Origin of the sequence: uncultured Bacteroides sp. (assembly GCF_905207245.1) — a bacterium.
Classification (GTDB): Bacteria; Bacteroidota; Bacteroidia; order Bacteroidales; family Bacteroidaceae; genus Bacteroides.
Genome location: NZ_CAJLKP010000039.1, coordinates 1 through 18,104 on the forward strand (window position 1 = coordinate 1; position 18,104 = coordinate 18,104).

The following is an 18,104-nucleotide window of genomic DNA, read 5'->3' on the forward strand; positions in this document are numbered from 1 at the left end:
GGCAGACGAGAACGCCCTGCCCGAAGGCAAGTATCCGTTGCAGATTTCCACCATCACGATGGACGTGGAGGCTGGAGAAGCGCAGCCGTGGGGCGCACCGCAAACCCGCGTATCGGAAAACGAGGACGGCACGAGCAGCCAATGGACGAATGGCGACCAGATAGGCGTGCAGATAGGCAACGACACGGACACAGAGACGGGCATATATACCGTGAATGTGGACGGAAGCGGAAACGTCACTTCGCTGACTGCCACGACCCCTGTCTATTGGAAAAGCACGACACGGCAAACCATCTACGCATGGTATCCCGCAACGGAGGGAACGGTAACGCTTAGTGACCAAAGCAAAGGGCTTGCATACGTGCTGAAAGGTACGGGACAAGGAACCTACAACGATGCAGCCGTGAATTTGACATTCACCCACCAGCTTGCCAAAGTGCGCGTGACGCTGACCGGTGCAAAAGCCGGTGCTATAAATAAAGTAGAGATAAAGGGCTACCCCACTTGCACCAACGATAAGGGCACAGTAACGACAGACGGCAGCCGACAAGACTGGATAACCATGCACTATGACGGCAGCGATGTATGGGAAGCCAACGTGGTGCCCGTCAGCACGGTGGACGGTACAAACCTTATCCGGCTTAACGGCACGACAACCGCCACCATTGACGGCATCACCGGGTTCGTTGCCGGAAAGATGTGCAAGATAGGCCTGACGATATATCAGGCAGGTTCGTTCGTGGTGAGCACCGGCCTTGCCTCCACCGCCACCTATACCTACAACGGCCTCCAGATGCAGATAGGCACTGAGGAAAGTACAACTCCGCTTTCCACAGTCACCATTTCCGGAGGCAAGGCTTATTTTCCGCCGACGACGTTACAGAGCTTGAAAGCCGGCAGTAAGATTTGGTTTTGCATCCCCCGTGTGGTGAAGTTCTTCCACACACTGACGCAAGCCGAAGTGGACGCTAAAGCACTGACCTTGCCCGACAAGGACGGGGGCAGCACGCTTCTGAAAGACGGTGATACCTACAAGGCAGGTGACAATTATTATAAGAACAACTGGATTGTTGCTCTGTACATGGGTATCAACAAGTATAATGGCACTACCCCGACAGAAACTCCCCTCTACTGGGCTACGGGCAACCTTATCGCCACCAAGACGAATGCAGCAAAAGAGGGCGAGGTTGCCGATTATGAGACAGCCACGGCTTTCCACATCGCCACCGTCGATGAAACGGCGAAAGAGAGTACAGCTACCCAAACCACTACTCCTTATGATGTCACCCCTACCGTAAGCGCAACAGACGGCTACGCAGCTTGTGCCCTTGGTTCCCAGTGGAACATGTTCGGTTGGGGCGACGATACGGGTTTGAAGACAAGTCTGGATGACGGTGATTACGCCTCTTCCATTACCACTAGCATCAGTGGTACCAGTTATGACATTGCCCGTGCGCAGCTTGGCGGCAGTTGGTATATGCCAGATGATAATGAATTGAATGAGATGATTGGCTTGCTTAAAGTCTCTAATGTATGGAATAGAGGGCGTAAAGGCACATATGCCTGTGAGTGTACCACCGTCAATAGTCAGTCTATTACTATCACCAACACCCTCTCGTTTCCCGCGGCGGGGTATCGCGGCGGGGATAAGGTGGAGGGCCGTGTCTTCTTCGGCGTCTATTGGAGTGGGTCGGCCTGCGGTCTGAGCGACGCGTACTACTTGTACTTCTCCTATGACGGCAAAGTAGTCAGCAGGGGCAGCAACTACCGCTACTTCGGTCAGTCGGTGCGCCCCGTCTCAGAATAAAGGCGGCCTTGTGCCGCCGCTTAGAAGACTTAACCCCGTCGCAGCGGAGATTGTAAGGAATTATCGCACTCTCCGGCGCCCCCGCAAACTCCCTGCGCACGGAGCAAAAAATACGACGTGACGGAGTTAAAACTGCGACACGTTCCATTTTCAACTGCGACACGTCGCATTTTTAACCGCGACGTGTCGCATTTTCCACCCCCTCCAGAAGTGCTTCTGACGGGGGTATATCGTATAAATCACCAGTATTAACCCTAAAAATTAAACCGTATGGCTAAATTTAGATTTGTAAAGAAAAGTAAACCAAACGTGAAGGACGACCCGGGCAAGTGGTACGCCTCTCCCACAGTGACCAACCGGCTGAACACCTCCACCGTGTGCCGCGCCGTGACGCGCAACACCACCGTGGCTCCCACCGAACTGGAATCCAGCTTCAACCTCGTGTGCGACGGCGTTCCCCCGCAGCTCCAGCAGGGCAACAGCGTGCAGCTGGGCAAGCTCGGCACCATCCGCCTCTCCTTCGGCAGCGTGGGCGTGGACAACCTCAAGGACTTCAACGCCGCCTCGATGATAAAGAACGTCAAGGTCATCTTCACCCCCAGCAAGGAGCTGATGTCCGCCATCAAGGACGGCCTCACCTTCGAGAACGCCGGCGTGGTGGACGAGGGCTTCACCTACGCCACCACCCGCGCCTATCTGGAGGCCAAGGGACAGGGCGGCACAGGCTCCGGCTCTGACGGAGGCCTGGAAGAGAATCCGCTGGGATAAGGCGGAGGCAAGTACGGGGAGTGAGTCGGGCAGGAAATAAAGACGCTACTATTTGGAGGCAAAAGAAAAACAGCCTATCTTTGCCCCTGTAAATCAACTGAAAGGAGGAAAAACGTATGGCAAGACCCATCAAAGAAACCCCGATACTCTACGGGGAAGACGCCCGCCGCTTTTTGGAACGGATGAAGAATCCGCCCAAAGAGACGAAGGAAGAAAGAAAAAGACGTCTGGAAGACTATGAGACTGCAATGAAAATGCTGAAGGTATAAACACAGTATGGAGCAGCAGATTAGAAAATACCTTTTATCTGCGTATGATATACGCAGGCTTGGTAAAAAGGAATCAATAGAATCGTTCGACTGCGGTGACGCGGATCTGAACGATTTTATTTTGAAGGAATCTTCCCTTTATCGGCAAGCCTTGTTGGCGGTGAGCTACGTGATGGAAAACAAGCAGGACAGGCAGGATGTTTCCGCTTATTTCAGCCTGGCAAACGACAAGGTTTCATTGAACGACTTTGAGAGCAAGACGGAATTTAACCGGTTCCGGAAGCACAAGTTTGTCAATGAGAAGCGGCTGAAGAGCTATCCTGCCGTGAAGATTTGCCGTTTAGGGGGTGATTCATCCATGAAAGGGCAGTCTGTAGGGACTTTTCTTCTTAATTTCATCAAGAGATGCCTATGCCGGCGCCATTCCTTTCTATCTGAAGAACGGCTTTGTCCCCTTGAATGAAGAGGATGCCGATTCGGACACCCGCCTGTTATATTTCGATTTGGAAACAATTGCGGAGGATGAACCGGAAGCATAAAGGACGAAGCATCCGGGGAGTTCTTTTGCACCGGTTCCTGTAGGAGGAAGGCTACTGCTTTAGATTTTGGCTATTTCGCCCCCTCCGCACCGCGAAGCGGGGCGCATCCGCCCACTATCAAATACAAAGTATTGTTATAACTCAGAACTATTTATTATATTTGCATTGCGTAAAAATAGGCATTCCACTGCGTAAAATGTAACAGTATGTATAAAAGGACAGAATATCAGGTGATTAAAGGTAGGCTTGAAGAACAACGAAGGTTTATTCAGGTTGTGATGGGAGCTCGTCAGATTGGGAAATCGACCGTTGTCAAGCAGGTGCTTAAAGATTTGAATGCTCCTTATCAGTTTTTTTCTGCCGATAATGTTCCGGCTACGAACAGTGCTTGGATTTCTAATTGTTGGGCAGCAGTTCGCAGTTTGAAAGAGAGCAAAGAACAGGAAAGTATTATTCTTGTTATCGATGAGATACAGAAGATTGCCAATTGGAGCGAAGTGGTTAAGAAAGAATGGGATGATGATACATTCTATGACCGTAACATCAAGGGTTAGATCAATATTTGTTCTATGGAGGTTATCCCGGTGCTGCATCTTTGATTGATGACGATGACCGTTTTCAGCAATATATCCAATCATCCATAATCGAGGCAACTATCAATAAAGATATTTTAATGGATACCCCCATAAGTAAACCGGCTCTACTTCGTCAGACATTTGAATTGGGAGCAGCTTATTCAGGAGAGGTGCTTTCTTTGAATAAGATGTTAGGCTCACTCCAAGACGCAGGCAATACGGCTACATTGGCCGGATATATCAATTTGTTAGATGAGAGCGGATTGCTCGGTGGACTTCAGAAATTTAGTATCGATACGGCAAGGCGAAAAGCAAGTATTCCCAAATTGCAAGTTTATAACAACGCTTTGAAGATGGTATTTAGCCCTTTCACTTTTGAACAAGCAATTCTTGATCGTAAAGCATGGGGGCATATCTTTGAATCGGGTATTGGAGCTTATCTTATCAGCCAAGCATTTACCCATCGCTTTGAAGTGTTCTACTGGCGTGAACGTAATGACGAGGTAGATTTCATTCTCCGTAAAAAGGGGGCAGTGGTAGCAATAGAAGTCAAGAGTAATGCGGAGAAAAGAACAGAAGGTTTGGATAAATTCAGACAGCTGTTTAATCCCCAATCATCCTTTATTGTAGGTGATGGTGGCATCGGGGTTGAAGATTTTCTATCGATAGATATTAGGAAGCTATTTTAAACAGCTATGGAATAAAAATGAGAATTGGTCTTTTCTTCGGTAATCCGTCTATCGCCCGCCCGCAAAAAGCGTTGTACTTTTGTATCAGAAAAAAACACTGATAACAGAAAGTCATGGAAAAGATAACTTTAGGAAACAGCGACCTCCACGTGTCCCGCATCTGCCTGGGCTGCATGGGTTTCGGCAATGCTGCGACCGGTCAGCACAGATGGACGGCGCGGTGCGTGCGGTAGACTTGAAGCTGACGGCAGATGAAATTACTTATCTGGAAGAGCCCTATGTACCGCACGCATTAGTAGGCATCATGGCGCAGAATGGCAAACAAAAAGCAGGGAATGTAGTCTGAAAAGGCAGGGCAAATAAAGTAATGTACGGATTACCGTACAAAACTTGTCGTTATCCGCTCTTCCTTTTCCGGAACAGGCTGCCCTCCTTGCCCGATATTCTTCAGCAGCCATGCCATGTTTCTGCCAAGCACGCGCATGGTCTGCAAACCTTCGGCATCCTGCAACGCTTCACCGGGAAGACAGCCATGCACGCTGTTCCAATATTGGGAAGAAACCACAGGCATATTATTGATGGTAAAGTACTTGTTCAGACGGTCGAACACGGCACTTGCACCGCCACGGCGGCACACGGCGACGGCAGCCGCGGGCTTGTACTGCAACATCCCTCCGCAAGAGTAGAACACACGATCCAGCAGCGCACAGAGCGAACCGTTCGGCCCGGCATAGTAGGTGGGCGAGCCGACAATCAGTCCGTCGACACCTTCTTCCAGTTTTTCACGGATTGCATTGTAAAGTTCATCCTTAAAGACACACCTGCCCAGTTCGGCACACTTGTTGCAAGCGATGCAGCCCTGCACTGCTTTTGTTCCGACAGACACTATTTCCGTTTCTACGCCATTGGCTTCCAATGCTGAAGCCACTTCCGACAAGGCAATGTACGTATTCCCGTCCTTTCGGGGACTGCCGTTAATCAATAAAACTTTCTTCTTCATATTTATTCTAGTTATGATGACCTGTATTTGAAGGTGCAAAGATACAACTTTACCAGTGCCATGAATGTTTTTTATCAAATGATAAGTATTGAACAGCGCAAAAGACTTAATTTTGCAGCGTTTTATCAGTTATGGTTTAACCGTAGAATAAGAATATGTTTAAAGAAATGCGTAGAAAACGCCAACAACTTTCCACAGAGGAATGTGTGGCTGTTCTTGAGAAAATGACATCGGGTGTATTGGCTCTCAATGAAGAAAATGGATACCCATACGCCGTTCCGTTAAGTTACGTTTATGCGGATAACAAAATCTATTTCCACAGTGCAGTAAAAGGGCATAAAATAGATTTGTTGAAAGAAAACTGCAACGTTTCATTTTGTGTAATCGGTCAAGATTGTATCGTTCCGGAAGAATTTACAACCTATTTCCGAAGTGTGATTGTATTCGGCAAGACTCGTATTCTGACAGATGAGAAAGAAAAGATGTCGGCATTACGGAAGTTGGGAGAGAAATATTCGTCAGACAATCCCGAAGGACTATCGGAGGAGATACATAAAGGGTTCAATCATTTACTTATGGTTGAAATCGCCATTGAACACATGACAGGAAAAGAATCCATTGAGTTGGTGCGGGCAAAAGAATAGTGCAAGATGGATACTATGCCGTAGCCGACGGCACCGGATTCTTCCGCATGTACAACAACCGCCATTGGCTGACGGACGTCATCACCGGCGCAGGCATCGGCATACTGAGCGTACAGGCGGCGTACTGGCTTTACCCCGTTATCTCAAAGACATTTTTTCATAAGCAGTATTTGAAGAACACCTATATCACTCCGTATCTGTCGGTACGGGAGAAAGGGGTGTCGTGCCGGATTGTCTTCTGATTTAGTAGTATAAATACTGAATCATTCAATCTTTTATCCGAAGTAAAGTTTGAGCCTCATAACAAAGTGTACTCTATAAAAATCATCGTACCTTTGTAGAAAGAAATCAGGAGATAAATTATGGAACGACAAGATGTTTTCAACTGCTCGAACGTATTCATATCGAGCTTTTTCACCGATGACCGCGACTGTGCGCACTGCAATCGCGAGCATACCCTTATCTATATCTATTCCGGCGAACTGGAAATAACCGAACGTGGACGGAAAACGATTCTGCATCCGGGAGATTGTGCTTTCATGCGCCGCGACAACCGCCTATGGCTGCAAAAACGGGTGAAAGAAAATGTTCCTTACCGTTCCATTGTCCTGAAATTCTCGCGCGACTTTCTGCGGGAATTCTATCAGACACTCAATCACAAGGATATACCCGTGGATGCCAAACGTGACAAAAGTAGTCTTTATGTCCTGCCGGAAAACCGGCTCGACGTCCGCAGTCTGTTTGAATCGGTCATTCCCTATTTCGATGCAGAGACAAAGCCGTCGGAGGAAATTCTCAAGCTGAAAATGACGGAAGGGGTATATGCTATATTGAATACCGATTTGAACCTCTATGCCTCGCTGTTCGACTTTATCGATCCGTGGAAAATTGATATTCTGGACTTTCTTGAGAAGAATTACAAGGAAGACTTGTCCATGCGGGAAATAGCTTCTTATACAGGACGCAGCCTCTCTACCTTCAAGCGCGACTTCAAGCAATGCAGTGACCTTACACCGCAGAAATGGCTCATACAGCGACGGCTTGCGTCCGCACACGAACTGATAAAGAAAGGCGGCCGCAAAGTGTCGGAAGTCTGTTTCGATGTGGGATTCAAGAATTTATCGCACTTCTCGAAGATTTATAAGGAGACATACGGGGTGGCACCGACAAGGTGAGCTTCTGAGCAAAGCAACATGGGCTGCACAGCAAAGCGGAACTAAAAGAGGCCGCCTATCTTTGCAGGCAGAACATTAAAACACTACGTATGATGAATGATATTTTTGCAAAAGACCTCAGCGGTGAGTTGGTTTCTCCGGACGAACCGGGATATGATGAATTGATTGCCGATATCTTCGCCACGATGAAGACGGCAACGGAAATGAACACAGGCTATCGCACGCCCGAAGAAGTGCATGAATACATGGACCTGATACTGGGCAAGCCGCTCGAAAAAAGTACCACTGTCCTGCCTCCCCTGTACATTGACTACGGCAAACCCGTAACCATCGGAAAAAGATGCTTCATACAGCAATGCTGCACGTTCTTCGGACGAGGCGGCATCACTATCGGCGATGATGTGTTTATCGGACCGAAAGTGAACTTGATTACCATTAACCACGACCCGAATCCGGAGAACCGCAGTGCCACGTATGGCCGCCCCATAGTGATAGAGGACAAAGTATGGATTGGCATCAATACCACGATACTTCCGGGCGTAAAGATTGGCTATGGGGCAATCATCGGCGCAGGAAGCGTGGTGACGAGGGATGTTCCCGCAATGAGCATCGTGGCAGGCAATCCGGCACGTATCATCAAACAGATAGAGGTAAATAAATAAGAATCAATTATGAAGAAAGAACAAGAAATGAGCCGCCGTGGTTTTCTTAAAGCGGCAGCGGCTGTGGGTGCGGCATTGACTATACAGCCCACAATCAATAAGGTGAATGCAGCAAATGTTGCCCTTAACGGAGCTTCGCCCGTGAAGAATGAGGAAATGCAGTATCGCACGCTCGGCACGGGCAATGCCGCCATGGAGGTATCTGCACTCGGTTTCGGCTGCATGGGCATGAACTACAACCGCTCGCAGTCGCCCGACCGCAAGGAGTGTATTCGCATCATCCACGAGGCTGTGGACAGGGGAGTGACTTTGTTTGACACAGCCATCATCTACGGACCGCTGCGCAATGAATTATTGGCAGGGGAAGCCCTGGAACCCTACAAAGGCAAAGTGAATGTGACGACCAAGTTCGGGCATGAAGTGGTGAATGGAAAAGGAACGGGGCGACAGGACAGCCGTCCGGCAACCATCCGCCGCTATTGCGAAGAGTCGCTGAAACGGTTGCGCATCGACAGTATCCCGTTGTTTTATCAGCACCGTTTCGACAGGAACACCCCGATTGAGGAAGTCGCCTCTACCATCGGTGACCTTATAAAAGAGGGCAAAGTGCAACGCTGGGGCTTGTGCGAGGTGAGCGTCAACACTATCCGCAAGGCACATGCCGTGCAACCGCTCACTGCCATACAGAGCGAATATCACCTGATGCACCGCCTGGTGGAAGAAAACGGCGTGCTCGATGTGTGCCGGGAACTCGGCATCGGCTTTGTGCCTTACAGTCCGCTCAACCGTGGTTTCTTAGGTGGCTGCATCAATGAATACACAGTGTTTGATGTGAGTAATGACAATCGCCAGACGTTGCCTCGCTTCCAGCCCGACGCCATCCGTGCCAACACACGCATCGTGAACGTACTGCAACAATTCGGACGCATGCGTGGCATGACTTCCACACAAGTGGCACTGGGCTGGCTGTTGCAAAAATCCCCGTGGATGGTTCCCATTCCCGGTACAACGAAGCAATCGCACTTGGATGAGAATCTGCATACATTGAGTTTCAACGTCACTCCCGAAGAGTGGAAAGAACTGGAGAATTCCGTTGCCGCTATACCGGTTGTGGGCGAACGGTATAATGCGGAGCAGCAGAAGCAGGTGGAACATTGAGGCAGGCCAACTGAATAAGTACAAGCATCCGGATATGTCGGACTCCCGGTTTAAGGCAAAAAAGCATAAAGCTCATACGCTTTTGGTAAGAGTATGACTATTTCTAAAGAGAAACATCTTAACTTTCTTGTAGGACTTGATGAACTTGGCAGGCATTCCGGCAACCACGGCAAATGGCTCCACATCCTTCGTCATCACCGCACCGCTTGCCGGAGGGAAGGGAGCGTCCCCTCTCTTGCCCGGTTGTATTCCGACAGCCGGGCAGGTGTAAGTTTACAGCCGCCCGGCTGCAAACTTGTATCCGGGCGGCTATAAACTTGTAGTTGGGCAGCTGTAAGTTTGCAGTTAGGCAAGTGCCGGAAGTTAGTTGGGCAGCTGCAGGAAACCAGTTGGGCAGAGCGCCCTCTCAATCTGCCGGAGTGAACCACCCCAAAAACTTTTCCTGCTCCGCCAGACTCATGGTGAAGAAGCGTTGCCCCTTATCCAAACAACCCTTTGTTTGAGAATTTCAGCCGCTATGTGGTAAAGCATTTGGGAATATCGCCCAGCCAGTACTGGGCGACATTGCTGCCGAAGAAATAGAACGCCTATTATTTCTTGAGCCAAGCCGATACGGAACGCTTCGCCTGCTCCTGCGAGTTCTGCGCTACCGAACCTCTCACGGCAAGACCTTTCAGCACTTCGGCACCGGCACAGGTTGTCTTCAGCGAGCTTTCGGTGGAAGACAGTCCGCTACCCTCGTGCGTGCAGAATGGAATGACAGTCTTTCCCTGCCATTTATGCTTCTCGATGAAGGTGTAGACAGCCATCGGCATGTCACCCCACCAGTTGGGATAGCCGATGAAAATCACGTCGTAATCTTCCACTTTCGTGTCAGCCTGCAATGTGGGACGGGCGTTGGACTCCTTCTCCTTCTTTGCTATGTCGGTGCAGGCGCGGTATTCGGTGGGATAAGGCTTCACGGTCTTTATCTCGAACAGGGTGCCGGCGGTCTCTGCGGCAATCATTTCGGCGATGATGTGGGTGTTGCCTTTCTTGATATTGCCCACGGCATAGTTCTCGCCGGTGCGTGAGAAGTAGGTTACAAGCACCTTCTTTCCGGTGAAGTCCTGCGGCGAGGCATCGGTTTTGCTACTGTTCCCTGCACAGGCTGAGACGGCGCAGAAGGCGATGAATAATGCGGCAAGTAATAAAATCTTCTTCATATTCTTTTCGTTTTTAAAGAGTTACTGTGTCAATGATACAAATGTACGACGAATTCGGCACACTGTTCCTACATGAACTACGGAATGTTTTACCAATATTACCGTTCACTTATTCCTTTTTGTTGGACTTGATGAACTTGGCAGGCACGCCGGCCACCACGGCAAATGGCTCCACATCCTTTGTCACCACCGCACCGCTTGCCAGGGCGGACGCTCAATAAGTATAACATCTTATCATTTTCTATATTTTTTCAATACCAATGACTTTATCTCTTATTTTCTCATCCCATCCACATGCTTTCCTCTTTCCTGCCATTCCCAGTTTGATGTCACTCTGTTTCAATAGCATGAGTGCTAACTTTGATATGGCAGAAAAGTTGATAGCTGCATTTCCTGTTTTCCTGTCATCATCTTCTCTGAATCCTATATCAAGTACCCAATGTAGGTTATTTTCAACCTCCCAGTGTGATCTAATCGATTTGAGTATGATAATCGGGTCAGGTTCCAATGATGATATATAATACCTTGTTTCCATGACAGCCTCTTTATCCCCCATTTTTCTAATAGAATTTATCATTGCCAATGTCTTGATTCCCGTCCAGCCTTTGAGAAAATACTGAAGATTTTTAGCGCTTATGCATACACATTCTCTGTATTCACTTCTTCCATGCCCTTTGTTTTCCTCAAAGTACCTTTTTGCGTGACATAAATAGTATCTCGATTCCTCACTAAGATTAAACTCTATTATATTCCTGAGTGCTTCGTGATTATCTTTGGCACATAAAATATAGTCAGCCTTGTTCTCTATTATTAGTTTAGTGATTGATTTCTGACAGCCGATAGCATCAATGGTTATGATACAATTCTCAAGATCCAGTGTCTTTATCAGCTCGGGGATAGCTTTTATTTCATTCGATTTTTCTTCTACTTTTCTTTGCCCAAGACAAATACCGTTAGATACAGACCAGGCACTGACCATGTAGAGTTTACTTCTCACTCCATTTTTTGAGTTACTACTTTTATCGGGATTATCACAAATGGCTTTTCCATCAATAGCTACCACTCCGGGAATTCTACGGCAGATGTCATCAACCCACAACCTGAAACATTCTTCAAACCAATCGATATCCAATATGGAGAAGAAACGGCTCAAGGTATCATGAGAAGGAATAGAAACCAAGCCCGGAAGACGAGCCTTGAAATATGATTCATGTGTTTTTCCGAATGTTTCTATTTCGTTCCACGTATCAGCACCGCAGATAACAGCGACTAGGGCGATGAACACTATTTCGTTAGACTGATATATTTTATTCTTATCATCTCTTACATCAGGAATTATAGCTGAAAATGCTTGAATGGTCATATTGAGATATGGATTTAATATAGTAAAAAGCAAATGTAATGAATTATATTACACACAGACAAAAGGAGCAGGAAATATTGAAAAATACAGGGAAGGGACTACATATTTAGGAAATAATACAACCCTAATAAGATGTTATACTTATTGAGCGTCCGCCCTGACCGCTTGCCACGATAGCCCCTTCGCCGATGGTGACTCCCGGCATGATGTTGGCTCTGGCTCCAATCCACGCGTTGCGGCAGATGCGAATTTCCTTTGTCTGGAGGATGCGTATCTCTGCCGGGTCATGATTGACGGTGAACAGTCCCACTTCCGGTCCCAGCATCACCCCGTCTTCAATCGTGATTCGCCCCAGTGACATGACGGTCAGTCCGTGGTTGGCAAGCACATTCTTCCCGATGTTGCAGGTTGCAGCCGAAGTCTATCTGGAAAGGCGGCATCAGGAAAGAGTCTTGCGGAAGGTTGCCGCAAAGCAGTTCATTCTCCAGTTGCCACAGCTTGGCGTTGTCGTTAGGCTCCGTTCCATTTATCTCGAAGCATAAATGGCGGCAGCGGCTCATTTCGGGAATAGCCTCGCTCTGATACTTCTCATCGCGGATGTCGTAGGGTTTCCCATCGTACATTTCTTCAAATACGGTCATAGTCATTTTGTTTTTTTATTCATTGTTACGGATGCAAAGATAAGGGCTTTCCTCTTGGGAGGCGTTACACAGAATGCCTGTAGTCTTTCACTTTTTGCGCAAATGATGGACGGGGGCTACAGCGTTCCCTGCTTCAACTGCTCCACAAAAGTATCGATGCGGTGCATTTCTTCCGGAATTTGGATGCTTTGCGGGCAATGGGGCGCACATTGGTTGCAGCCGATGCAGTGGCTGGCTTGGCGCAGGCGGGGCACACTGCGGTCGTAGCCCACAAGAAACGCACGTCGTGCCTTGCGATAGTCTTCATCCTGCGAACCGGCAGGTACATTGCCCTCGTTGATACACTTGTTGTAATGCCGGAATATTGCGGGAATGTCGATGCCATAGGGACAGGGCATACAATACTCGCAGGCGGTGCAGGGCACGGAAGGATAGCGCAGCATGTCCTGCGCGGTCGTTTCCAGCAGTTCCAGTTCCTCGTCCGTGCAGGGAATGAGCGGAGAATAGGTGCGGAGATTGTCTTGCAGGTGTTCCATGTAGGTCATGCCGCTCAATACACTCAGCACGCCGGGGAAGGAGCCGGAGAAGCGGAAAGCCCATGAGGCGACGCTGTCTTCCGGACGGCGTTGCTTCAGACGGGCATTCAGATGGTCGGTCAGCGAAGCCAGACGACCGCCGAGCAAAGGCTCCATGATGACGGCGGGGATGTTGCGCTTCTGCAACTCTCCGTAGAGATATTCCGCATTGAAGTTCATGCCCGAAGCGTGGCGATAGTCCACATAGTTCAGCTGAATCTGTACGAAGTCCCATTTCACTTCCTCATGAAGTGAAAGCATATAGTCGAACACCTTGACATCGCCGTGATAGGAGAAGCCGAGGTGACGGATGCATCCGGCTTCGCGCTCTTTCAGCAGGAAATCGAGCACTCCGCTATCGAAGAAGCGTTGCATGAGGAACGGCATACGGGTTTCTCCACCCAGATTGTGCAGCAGGTAATAGTCGATGTAGTCCGTCCGGAGGGCTTCGAACGAATGGTGGTACATTTCCAGCGAGGCACGGTAGAGTTCGTCACCTTTCAGTCCGGTGCGTGCCAAGTGGTGATTGGACATCTTGGTGGCGATGTAGTAACTGTTGCGCGGATGGCGGCTCAGGGCGATGCCCGTTGCCGTTTCCGACAATCCACGGCAATAGGGCGGTGCGCTGTCAAAGTAAGTCACGCCATGCGCCAAGGCATAGTCCACCAATGAGTTTACAGCCTCTTGGTCTATCACTTCGCCTTCACCGTTGGGATTGGGCATGAATGGCCAGCGCATGCAGCCATAGCCCAAGAGGGATATTTTGTCTCCGCTACGCGGATGGGTGCGGTAGGTCATCTCACCGGTCGGCTCTCCGCTCTGTGTGGAGAGAGTGCTGTTCTTGTCTTTGCAGGCGGTAAGTCCGGTGGTGGCGGCTCCGGCTGCACCCAATAGTTTCAGGAAGTCGCGGCGGGTTACGTTTTTCTTGTCGCTCATATTCTTGTACCTTTTAATTGTCCGATAAAACTTCAATATACATTTCTACCTGATTGCCGAGATTGGTAAATGCCGTCAAATCTGAAGTTATCTTTCCCATGCGGATAAGCCCCGGCTGATTGGATTCCGTGTCTTTATCGAAGAATATTGCAAACAGGTTGCATCAATCACGGTCTCGCCTATGGTAATCCTTATATTTACGGTTCCCTTATTTTCCTCTTCCGATGTTCCCGTATCGGGAATGAGTTCTTCTTCAACGCCGTTATCATTGTTACAGGCGGTTAATGGATAGGTCATCAAGCACATTAGTAGGATGGTAAATAGATGTTTCATCGTTCTTCTGCTTAAAATTATTGATTTTCAGGCAGTACCTCGTTCAGGCAGTTAATGGCGTTCAGCGTGCGCGGATAGCCTATATAGGGCAAGAGTTGTGTTACCACATCGAGCAGATAATTCTTGTCGTTGCCCACTGCTACATTGCCGCGGATATGCCCTTTCACCTGCGATTCGCAACCACCCAGCGAGACGAGAATGGAAAAGGTTATCAGCTCGCGCATTTTCTTGTCGAGTCCTGTACGGGTTTGATAGTCGCCGAAACAGTTGGCGGAGAGGTAACGTTGTATGTGCTTCTGATTGGCGGGAGCGGCTTTTTCCATATCGTCAATCATCTGTCCGAAGATTTCTTTCTGGAGGGCAAGCCCCTTTTCGTAGCGAGTTTCGGGTGTGGTGGTAGATTGCGGCTCCAACGGAAGTTTTACACCATGTACAGTCAGAAACTCGTTGGTCACGCCGATGAAATCAATGACACGCGCCACGCCCACATATGCCACCGACTGATAGAGGATTTCCTTGATTTCGACGGGCGTTACGCCGTTGGCAAAGGCGGCATTGAGCATCATTTTATATTCGCTCACCGTGTGTTGCGCAATGGTTGACGCAAGCGTTACCATAATGCGGGTTTTCGTGTCAAGATTTCCGTGATTGAGCACTTCGTCGAACGCAAAGTTGTCGAATATCTCAATCAGTTCGGGGTCTGTCGGCTTCACGGTCGATACATAGCCGGGAAACCACGCTTCGTGGTTCTTTACGGCTTCTTCGCTGAGATTACTTTTTTTCATATCCTGTGCATTTAGTTGACAACAGCCGAGCAATGCTGCGGCGACCGTCAAAATTGTTATGATTCGTTTCATTGTTTGAAGAGTGTAAGGGGTGTTAATTTGTGATTCTTCAATAGGTCGAAGCACGGGCTTCCGCAATGAGCCATTGCCCGTTGCGGTTCACCAGTCTGAGGTTTTGCTGTAAACGCCAAGTGTGTCGTCCGCCGCCAAAGACGGCTGCATTCACGCGCGTCCTGCCCACCATCGTGGCATGCTCTTCATCGGCAGAGAGCAGACGGATTTCGTCGTGTTCGGCGTTGTAATAGTTCAGCGTACCGTCCAGCACGGCGCGGATAAACTCCGCCTTGGGCTGACGCATACCGGTCATGTGGATGAGGACGAAACTCTTGTCCAGTATCTTGTCCATCCCCACGGAGTCTTTCACCGTCATGGCACGGTACATCTCTAAGTAACATTGCTTTGCTACTTCTTCCATTTCTTGATTCATAGCATAATTTTTTTCGTTCGATATGACGGTTTCCTGATTTGGTTCATCCTCTGAGGAGGCGGTACAGGCACTCACACCCGTACACATTCCTCCAAGAATAATGATTGCGGTCAGTATAGAGCGCATCATGTTACAGACAGTTATTGAATATAGCCACTACATCCTTAGGTGTAAGTGGTTTGTAGCCGTTCAGCACACCGCCGGGACAAGCCTTCTCTGCCATGGCAGCAAACTGACTGTCGTCCTTGATACCGATTTCGGACAGGCTGCTTTGCAGTCCCAAGTCCTGATAAAGGAAGTCGCTCAGCCGCTTGATTGCCTCTTTCGCCCCGTCCATTTCAGACAAGGAACTGTCCACGCTAAAGAGATTCACGCCGAAGTTTTTGAACTGCGGTGCGGTGGTCTCGTCGAGGATGTATTCCATCCAGCGGGGAGTGAGGATGGCGAGTCCCAAGCCGTGGGTGATGTCGTAGAATGCTGACAGTTCATGCTCTATCATGTGGCAGGTTGGTGCTTGCATGATACCGTTGTCGAGAAATCCGTTCAACGCCCATGTGGAAGCCCACATCAGGTTGGCGCGAGCCTCGTAATTGTCCGGCTCCTTTATGGCAACGGGCGCAAACTTGACGACAGTGCGAATTACTTCTTCCTGCATACGGCTTGCCATGTCCATCTTCTCTCCGGTGGTGAAATAGTTCACATCCAATACGTGGGAAATGATGTCGGCACTGCCGCAGGCTGTCTGAAAGGCATTGACGCTGAAAGTGTTCGTGGGGTCAAGAAAGGAGACTTTCGGTTGTAGCAACGGATGGATAAGTCCCAACTTTTCATTCGTGTCCATATTGGTGATGACGCCTCCGCAATCCATTTCGGAACCGGTAGCGGCAAGGGTAAGCACGGTCAGGATGGGCAACGCCTTGGTAACCTGTGCCTTTTGCTTCACCAAATCCCAACTGTCGCCGTCATAGTAGGCTGCGGCGGCAATAGCTTTAGTGCAGTCGATGGTGGAGCCGCCACCTACGGCAAGTAGCACGTCGATATTCTCTTTCTTACAAATATCCGCACCACGGTTCACGGTGGTATGGCGCGGATTAGGCTCTACGCCCGAAAGTTCGGTTACGGTAATGCCTGTTTCTTTCAACACAGCCATTATTCTGTCATAAAGTCCGATGCGCTTGATGGAGCCGCCTCCATAAGTCAAGAGTACGCGACTGCCATACTGTTTGATTTCCTCTGCCAGATGCACGAGTTGGTCTTTTCCGAAGTAAATCTTCGTAGTGTTCTGAAATATAAAGTTGTTCATATTCTTTTTGATTTTAATGATTGGTTATTTTATCCACGCTGCAAAAATGCGCCATCGACAACGATATCCACACCGGTGGTGTAGGACGAGAGGTCGGATAGGAGGAAAGCAACAGTTTGGGCAATCTCCCGAGGTTCGCCCAAGCGTCCCATCGGAATGGTCAATTCCAACTTGTCGGTATATTCCTTTTGTCCGGGTGCTTCTACCAGCGGCGTGCGAATGACGCCCGGGCATACCGTATTTATACGGATTCCCTTATCAGCATATTCACGGGCAGTGACTTTTGTCAATCCCGTTATGGCATGTTTGGTAGCCACGTATGCGGAAAATTCAGGTAATATCGTATGCCCTTCAACGGAACCGATATTAACGATTGAGCCGCCGTTTGATTTAAGCATTTCCGTGATTTCATATTTCATCGCATAGAATATGCCGTCTAAGTTGACACCCATCACCTTGCGCCAGTTTTCGATGGTTGCTTCGTGCAGAATGGCAGGCGCACCGGCTATTCCGGCATTGTTGACCGCCACGTGCAATGCGCCGAACTCATTTACGGTTTTCGCCACCGCCTTGCGCAATGCCTCCGCATCCGACACATCGCCCTGAATTGCCAACGCACGTCCGCCCTTGCGACTATTAATCAACGTTTCCATCTTCTTTAAATCATCGGCATTGCGCGCCATAAAAGCAACGTTGGCGCCACATTCTGCCAGCACTTCCGAAACCGCGCCGCCGATGCCTTTCGTACCGCCCGTAACAAAGGCGACCTTGCCTGTTAAATCTATGTTCATTTTATGACTCCTTTCTTTCATTTGTTAATAAGCGGAGGCTTTTGATTCCGTTATGAACCATAAATCGTTGCGCTTTATCAATTCGAGATCCTGACGAAGATTCCAGAAGCCACGTTCGCCTCCATATACCTGTGCATCCACTATACTGTAACCCGTCATTGTGGCATGTTCTCCATCTATCTTGATGTTGAACTCCACGTGTTCTGCTGAAAAATAATTCATTGTTCCATCCAGTACTTCACTGACGAAACCTTCCTTAGGCTGACGAACTCCTGACATGTGTACCAGTGCAAAAGTTTCATCCAGCACTTCGTCCAAGCCTTTTTCATCCTTGTCTATCATCGCACAATACATCCTGCGATAACAACCTTCTATCATTTTTTGATCTTTCAATTCCAT

22 protein-coding genes and 2 pseudogenes are annotated in these 18,104 nt (G+C 48.9%); 12 read left to right on the forward strand and 12 right to left on the reverse strand.

Annotation, left to right across the window (positions count from 1 at the left end; genetic code table 11):
- The 6 genes and pseudogenes from QZ135_RS12795 to QZ135_RS12820 form a co-directional block, all read left to right on the forward strand.
- Positions 1-1,807 (forward strand): fimbrillin family protein (locus tag QZ135_RS12795; RefSeq protein ID WP_294609686.1); only part of this gene is annotated, 1,807 nt, incomplete at its 5' end.
- A gap of 270 nt (positions 1,808-2,077) precedes the next feature.
- Entirely contained in the window at positions 2,078-2,575 is a 498-nt protein-coding gene (locus QZ135_RS12800) for a DNA-binding protein (protein ID WP_294609689.1), read from the forward strand.
- A gap of 116 nt (positions 2,576-2,691) precedes the next feature.
- Positions 2,692-2,844 (forward strand): hypothetical protein, encoded by a 153-nt coding sequence (locus QZ135_RS12805; protein ID WP_294609692.1) that lies wholly within the window; start codon positions 2,692-2,694, stop codon positions 2,842-2,844.
- A gap of 7 nt (positions 2,845-2,851) precedes the next feature.
- A complete protein-coding gene (locus QZ135_RS12810) occupies positions 2,852-3,307 on the forward strand; it encodes a hypothetical protein (protein ID WP_294609695.1) in 456 nt (151 codons plus the stop codon).
- A 282-nt stretch (positions 3,308-3,589) separates the two neighbouring features.
- A pseudogene (locus QZ135_RS12815) lies at positions 3,590-4,647 on the forward strand (DUF4143 domain-containing protein).
- A gap of 79 nt (positions 4,648-4,726) precedes the next feature.
- Positions 4,727-4,993 carry a hypothetical protein gene (locus QZ135_RS12820; RefSeq protein WP_294609698.1) on the forward strand — a complete coding sequence of 89 codons (267 nt, stop codon included), beginning with the start codon at positions 4,727-4,729 and terminating at the stop codon, positions 4,991-4,993.
- Positions 4,994-5,023: 30 nt separating this feature from the next.
- Here QZ135_RS12820 and QZ135_RS12825 read toward each other — a convergent pair whose 3' ends face one another.
- Positions 5,024-5,647: a flavodoxin family protein gene (locus QZ135_RS12825; RefSeq protein ID WP_294609701.1), complete on the reverse strand. Its 624-nt coding sequence runs from the start codon at positions 5,645-5,647 to the stop codon at positions 5,024-5,026.
- A 155-nt stretch (positions 5,648-5,802) separates the two neighbouring features.
- On the opposite strand from QZ135_RS12825, the gene QZ135_RS12830 reads away from it, so the two are divergent.
- The 6 genes from QZ135_RS12830 (at position 5,803) to QZ135_RS12855 (ending at position 9,601) form a co-directional block, all read left to right on the forward strand.
- Entirely contained in the window at positions 5,803-6,291 is a 489-nt protein-coding gene (locus QZ135_RS12830; RefSeq protein WP_294609704.1) for a pyridoxamine 5'-phosphate oxidase family protein, read from the forward strand.
- Entirely contained in the window at positions 6,291-6,533 is a 243-nt protein-coding gene (locus QZ135_RS12835; RefSeq protein WP_294609707.1) for a phosphatase PAP2 family protein, read from the forward strand. Before QZ135_RS12830 ends, QZ135_RS12835 begins: the two co-directional genes overlap by 1 nt.
- 120 nt (positions 6,534-6,653) lie before the next feature.
- The gene (locus tag QZ135_RS12840) at positions 6,654-7,466 is read left to right on the forward strand and encodes an AraC family transcriptional regulator (RefSeq protein ID WP_294609710.1); all 813 of its coding nucleotides are present in this window, start codon (positions 6,654-6,656) and stop codon (positions 7,464-7,466) included.
- A gap of 92 nt (positions 7,467-7,558) precedes the next feature.
- A complete protein-coding gene (locus QZ135_RS12845; protein ID WP_044266621.1) occupies positions 7,559-8,128 on the forward strand; it encodes a DapH/DapD/GlmU-related protein in 570 nt (189 codons plus the stop codon).
- 9 nt (positions 8,129-8,137) lie between these two features.
- Entirely contained in the window at positions 8,138-9,286 is a 1,149-nt protein-coding gene (locus QZ135_RS12850) for an aldo/keto reductase (RefSeq protein WP_044266596.1), read from the forward strand.
- A gap of 93 nt (positions 9,287-9,379) precedes the next feature.
- Positions 9,380-9,601 (forward strand): hypothetical protein, encoded by a 222-nt coding sequence (locus QZ135_RS12855; protein ID WP_294609715.1) that lies wholly within the window; start codon positions 9,380-9,382, stop codon positions 9,599-9,601.
- Between the two features lie 275 nt (positions 9,602-9,876).
- On the opposite strand, the gene QZ135_RS12860 is transcribed toward QZ135_RS12855, so the two are convergent.
- From QZ135_RS12860 to QZ135_RS12910, 11 genes and pseudogenes are all read right to left on the reverse strand, one after another.
- Positions 9,877-10,377, reverse strand: a complete 501-nt coding sequence (locus QZ135_RS12860; protein ID WP_365978869.1) for a flavodoxin — start codon at positions 10,375-10,377, stop codon at positions 9,877-9,879.
- Between the two features lie 355 nt (positions 10,378-10,732).
- Positions 10,733-11,854 carry an ISAs1-like element ISBf9 family transposase gene (locus tag QZ135_RS12865; RefSeq protein ID WP_122130947.1) on the reverse strand — a complete coding sequence of 374 codons (1,122 nt, stop codon included), beginning with the start codon at positions 11,852-11,854 and terminating at the stop codon, positions 10,733-10,735.
- A 124-nt stretch (positions 11,855-11,978) separates the two neighbouring features.
- Positions 11,979-12,215 carry a DapH/DapD/GlmU-related protein gene (locus tag QZ135_RS12870; RefSeq protein ID WP_294609724.1) on the reverse strand — a complete coding sequence of 79 codons (237 nt, stop codon included), beginning with the start codon at positions 12,213-12,215 and terminating at the stop codon, positions 11,979-11,981.
- Entirely contained in the window at positions 12,190-12,495 is a 306-nt protein-coding gene (locus tag QZ135_RS12875; protein ID WP_294609726.1) for a hypothetical protein, read from the reverse strand. The genes QZ135_RS12870 and QZ135_RS12875 overlap by 26 nt, the downstream gene beginning before the upstream one ends.
- Positions 12,496-12,611: 116 nt before the next feature.
- Positions 12,612-14,006 (reverse strand): aldo/keto reductase, encoded by a 1,395-nt coding sequence (locus QZ135_RS12880; RefSeq protein ID WP_294609729.1) that lies wholly within the window; start codon positions 14,004-14,006, stop codon positions 12,612-12,614.
- An 87-nt stretch (positions 14,007-14,093) separates the two neighbouring features.
- On the reverse strand, positions 14,094-14,339 hold the full coding sequence (locus QZ135_RS12885; protein ID WP_294609733.1) for a hypothetical protein: 246 nt from the start codon (positions 14,337-14,339) through the stop codon (positions 14,094-14,096).
- A 17-nt stretch (positions 14,340-14,356) separates the two neighbouring features.
- A pseudogene (locus QZ135_RS12890) lies at positions 14,357-15,067 on the reverse strand (carboxymuconolactone decarboxylase family protein); the annotation flags it as partial.
- Positions 15,068-15,233: 166 nt separating this feature from the next.
- Positions 15,234-15,740 carry a nuclear transport factor 2 family protein gene (locus QZ135_RS12895; RefSeq protein ID WP_294609736.1) on the reverse strand — a complete coding sequence of 169 codons (507 nt, stop codon included), beginning with the start codon at positions 15,738-15,740 and terminating at the stop codon, positions 15,234-15,236.
- Position 15,741: 1 nt separating this feature from the next.
- Positions 15,742-16,914 carry an iron-containing alcohol dehydrogenase gene (locus QZ135_RS12900; RefSeq protein ID WP_294609741.1) on the reverse strand — a complete coding sequence of 391 codons (1,173 nt, stop codon included), beginning with the start codon at positions 16,912-16,914 and terminating at the stop codon, positions 15,742-15,744.
- Positions 16,915-16,943: 29 nt separating this feature from the next.
- Positions 16,944-17,705, reverse strand: coding sequence for an SDR family oxidoreductase (locus QZ135_RS12905; RefSeq protein WP_294609744.1), 762 nt, complete (start codon positions 17,703-17,705; stop codon positions 16,944-16,946).
- 24 nt (positions 17,706-17,729) lie between these two features.
- Positions 17,730-18,104 (reverse strand): nuclear transport factor 2 family protein, encoded by a 375-nt coding sequence (locus tag QZ135_RS12910; RefSeq protein WP_294609747.1) that lies wholly within the window; start codon positions 18,102-18,104, stop codon positions 17,730-17,732.

Bases quoted from the DNA above. Each gene is read 5' to 3' on its own strand.
- QZ135_RS12800 (WP_294609689.1), top strand. From the start codon at position 2,078: ATGGCTAAATTTAGATTTGTAAAGAAAAGTAAACCAAACGTGAAGGAC.
- QZ135_RS12805 (WP_294609692.1), top strand. From the start codon at position 2,692: ATGGCAAGACCCATCAAAGAAACCCCGATACTCTACGGGGAAGACGCC.
- QZ135_RS12810 (WP_294609695.1), top strand. From the start codon at position 2,852: ATGGAGCAGCAGATTAGAAAATACCTTTTATCTGCGTATGATATACGC.
- QZ135_RS12825 (WP_294609701.1), bottom strand. From the start codon at position 5,647: ATGAAGAAGAAAGTTTTATTGATTAACGGCAGTCCCCGAAAGGACGGG.
- QZ135_RS12830 (WP_294609704.1), top strand. From the start codon at position 5,803: ATGTTTAAAGAAATGCGTAGAAAACGCCAACAACTTTCCACAGAGGAA.
- QZ135_RS12840 (WP_294609710.1), top strand. From the start codon at position 6,654: ATGGAACGACAAGATGTTTTCAACTGCTCGAACGTATTCATATCGAGC.
- QZ135_RS12845 (WP_044266621.1), top strand. From the start codon at position 7,559: ATGAATGATATTTTTGCAAAAGACCTCAGCGGTGAGTTGGTTTCTCCG.
- QZ135_RS12850 (WP_044266596.1), top strand. From the start codon at position 8,138: ATGAAGAAAGAACAAGAAATGAGCCGCCGTGGTTTTCTTAAAGCGGCA.
- QZ135_RS12855 (WP_294609715.1), top strand. From the start codon at position 9,380: ATGACTATTTCTAAAGAGAAACATCTTAACTTTCTTGTAGGACTTGAT.
- QZ135_RS12865 (WP_122130947.1), bottom strand. From the start codon at position 11,854: ATGACCATTCAAGCATTTTCAGCTATAATTCCTGATGTAAGAGATGAT.
- QZ135_RS12870 (WP_294609724.1), bottom strand. From the start codon at position 12,215: ATGTCACTGGGGCGAATCACGATTGAAGACGGGGTGATGCTGGGACCG.
- QZ135_RS12875 (WP_294609726.1), bottom strand. From the start codon at position 12,495: ATGACCGTATTTGAAGAAATGTACGATGGGAAACCCTACGACATCCGC.
- QZ135_RS12880 (WP_294609729.1), bottom strand. From the start codon at position 14,006: ATGAGCGACAAGAAAAACGTAACCCGCCGCGACTTCCTGAAACTATTG.
- QZ135_RS12885 (WP_294609733.1), bottom strand. From the start codon at position 14,339: ATGAAACATCTATTTACCATCCTACTAATGTGCTTGATGACCTATCCA.
- QZ135_RS12895 (WP_294609736.1), bottom strand. From the start codon at position 15,740: ATGATGCGCTCTATACTGACCGCAATCATTATTCTTGGAGGAATGTGT.
- QZ135_RS12900 (WP_294609741.1), bottom strand. From the start codon at position 16,914: ATGAACAACTTTATATTTCAGAACACTACGAAGATTTACTTCGGAAAA.
- QZ135_RS12905 (WP_294609744.1), bottom strand. From the start codon at position 17,705: ATGAACATAGATTTAACAGGCAAGGTCGCCTTTGTTACGGGCGGTACG.
- QZ135_RS12910 (WP_294609747.1), bottom strand. From the start codon at position 18,104: ATGGAATTGAAAGATCAAAAAATGATAGAAGGTTGTTATCGCAGGATG.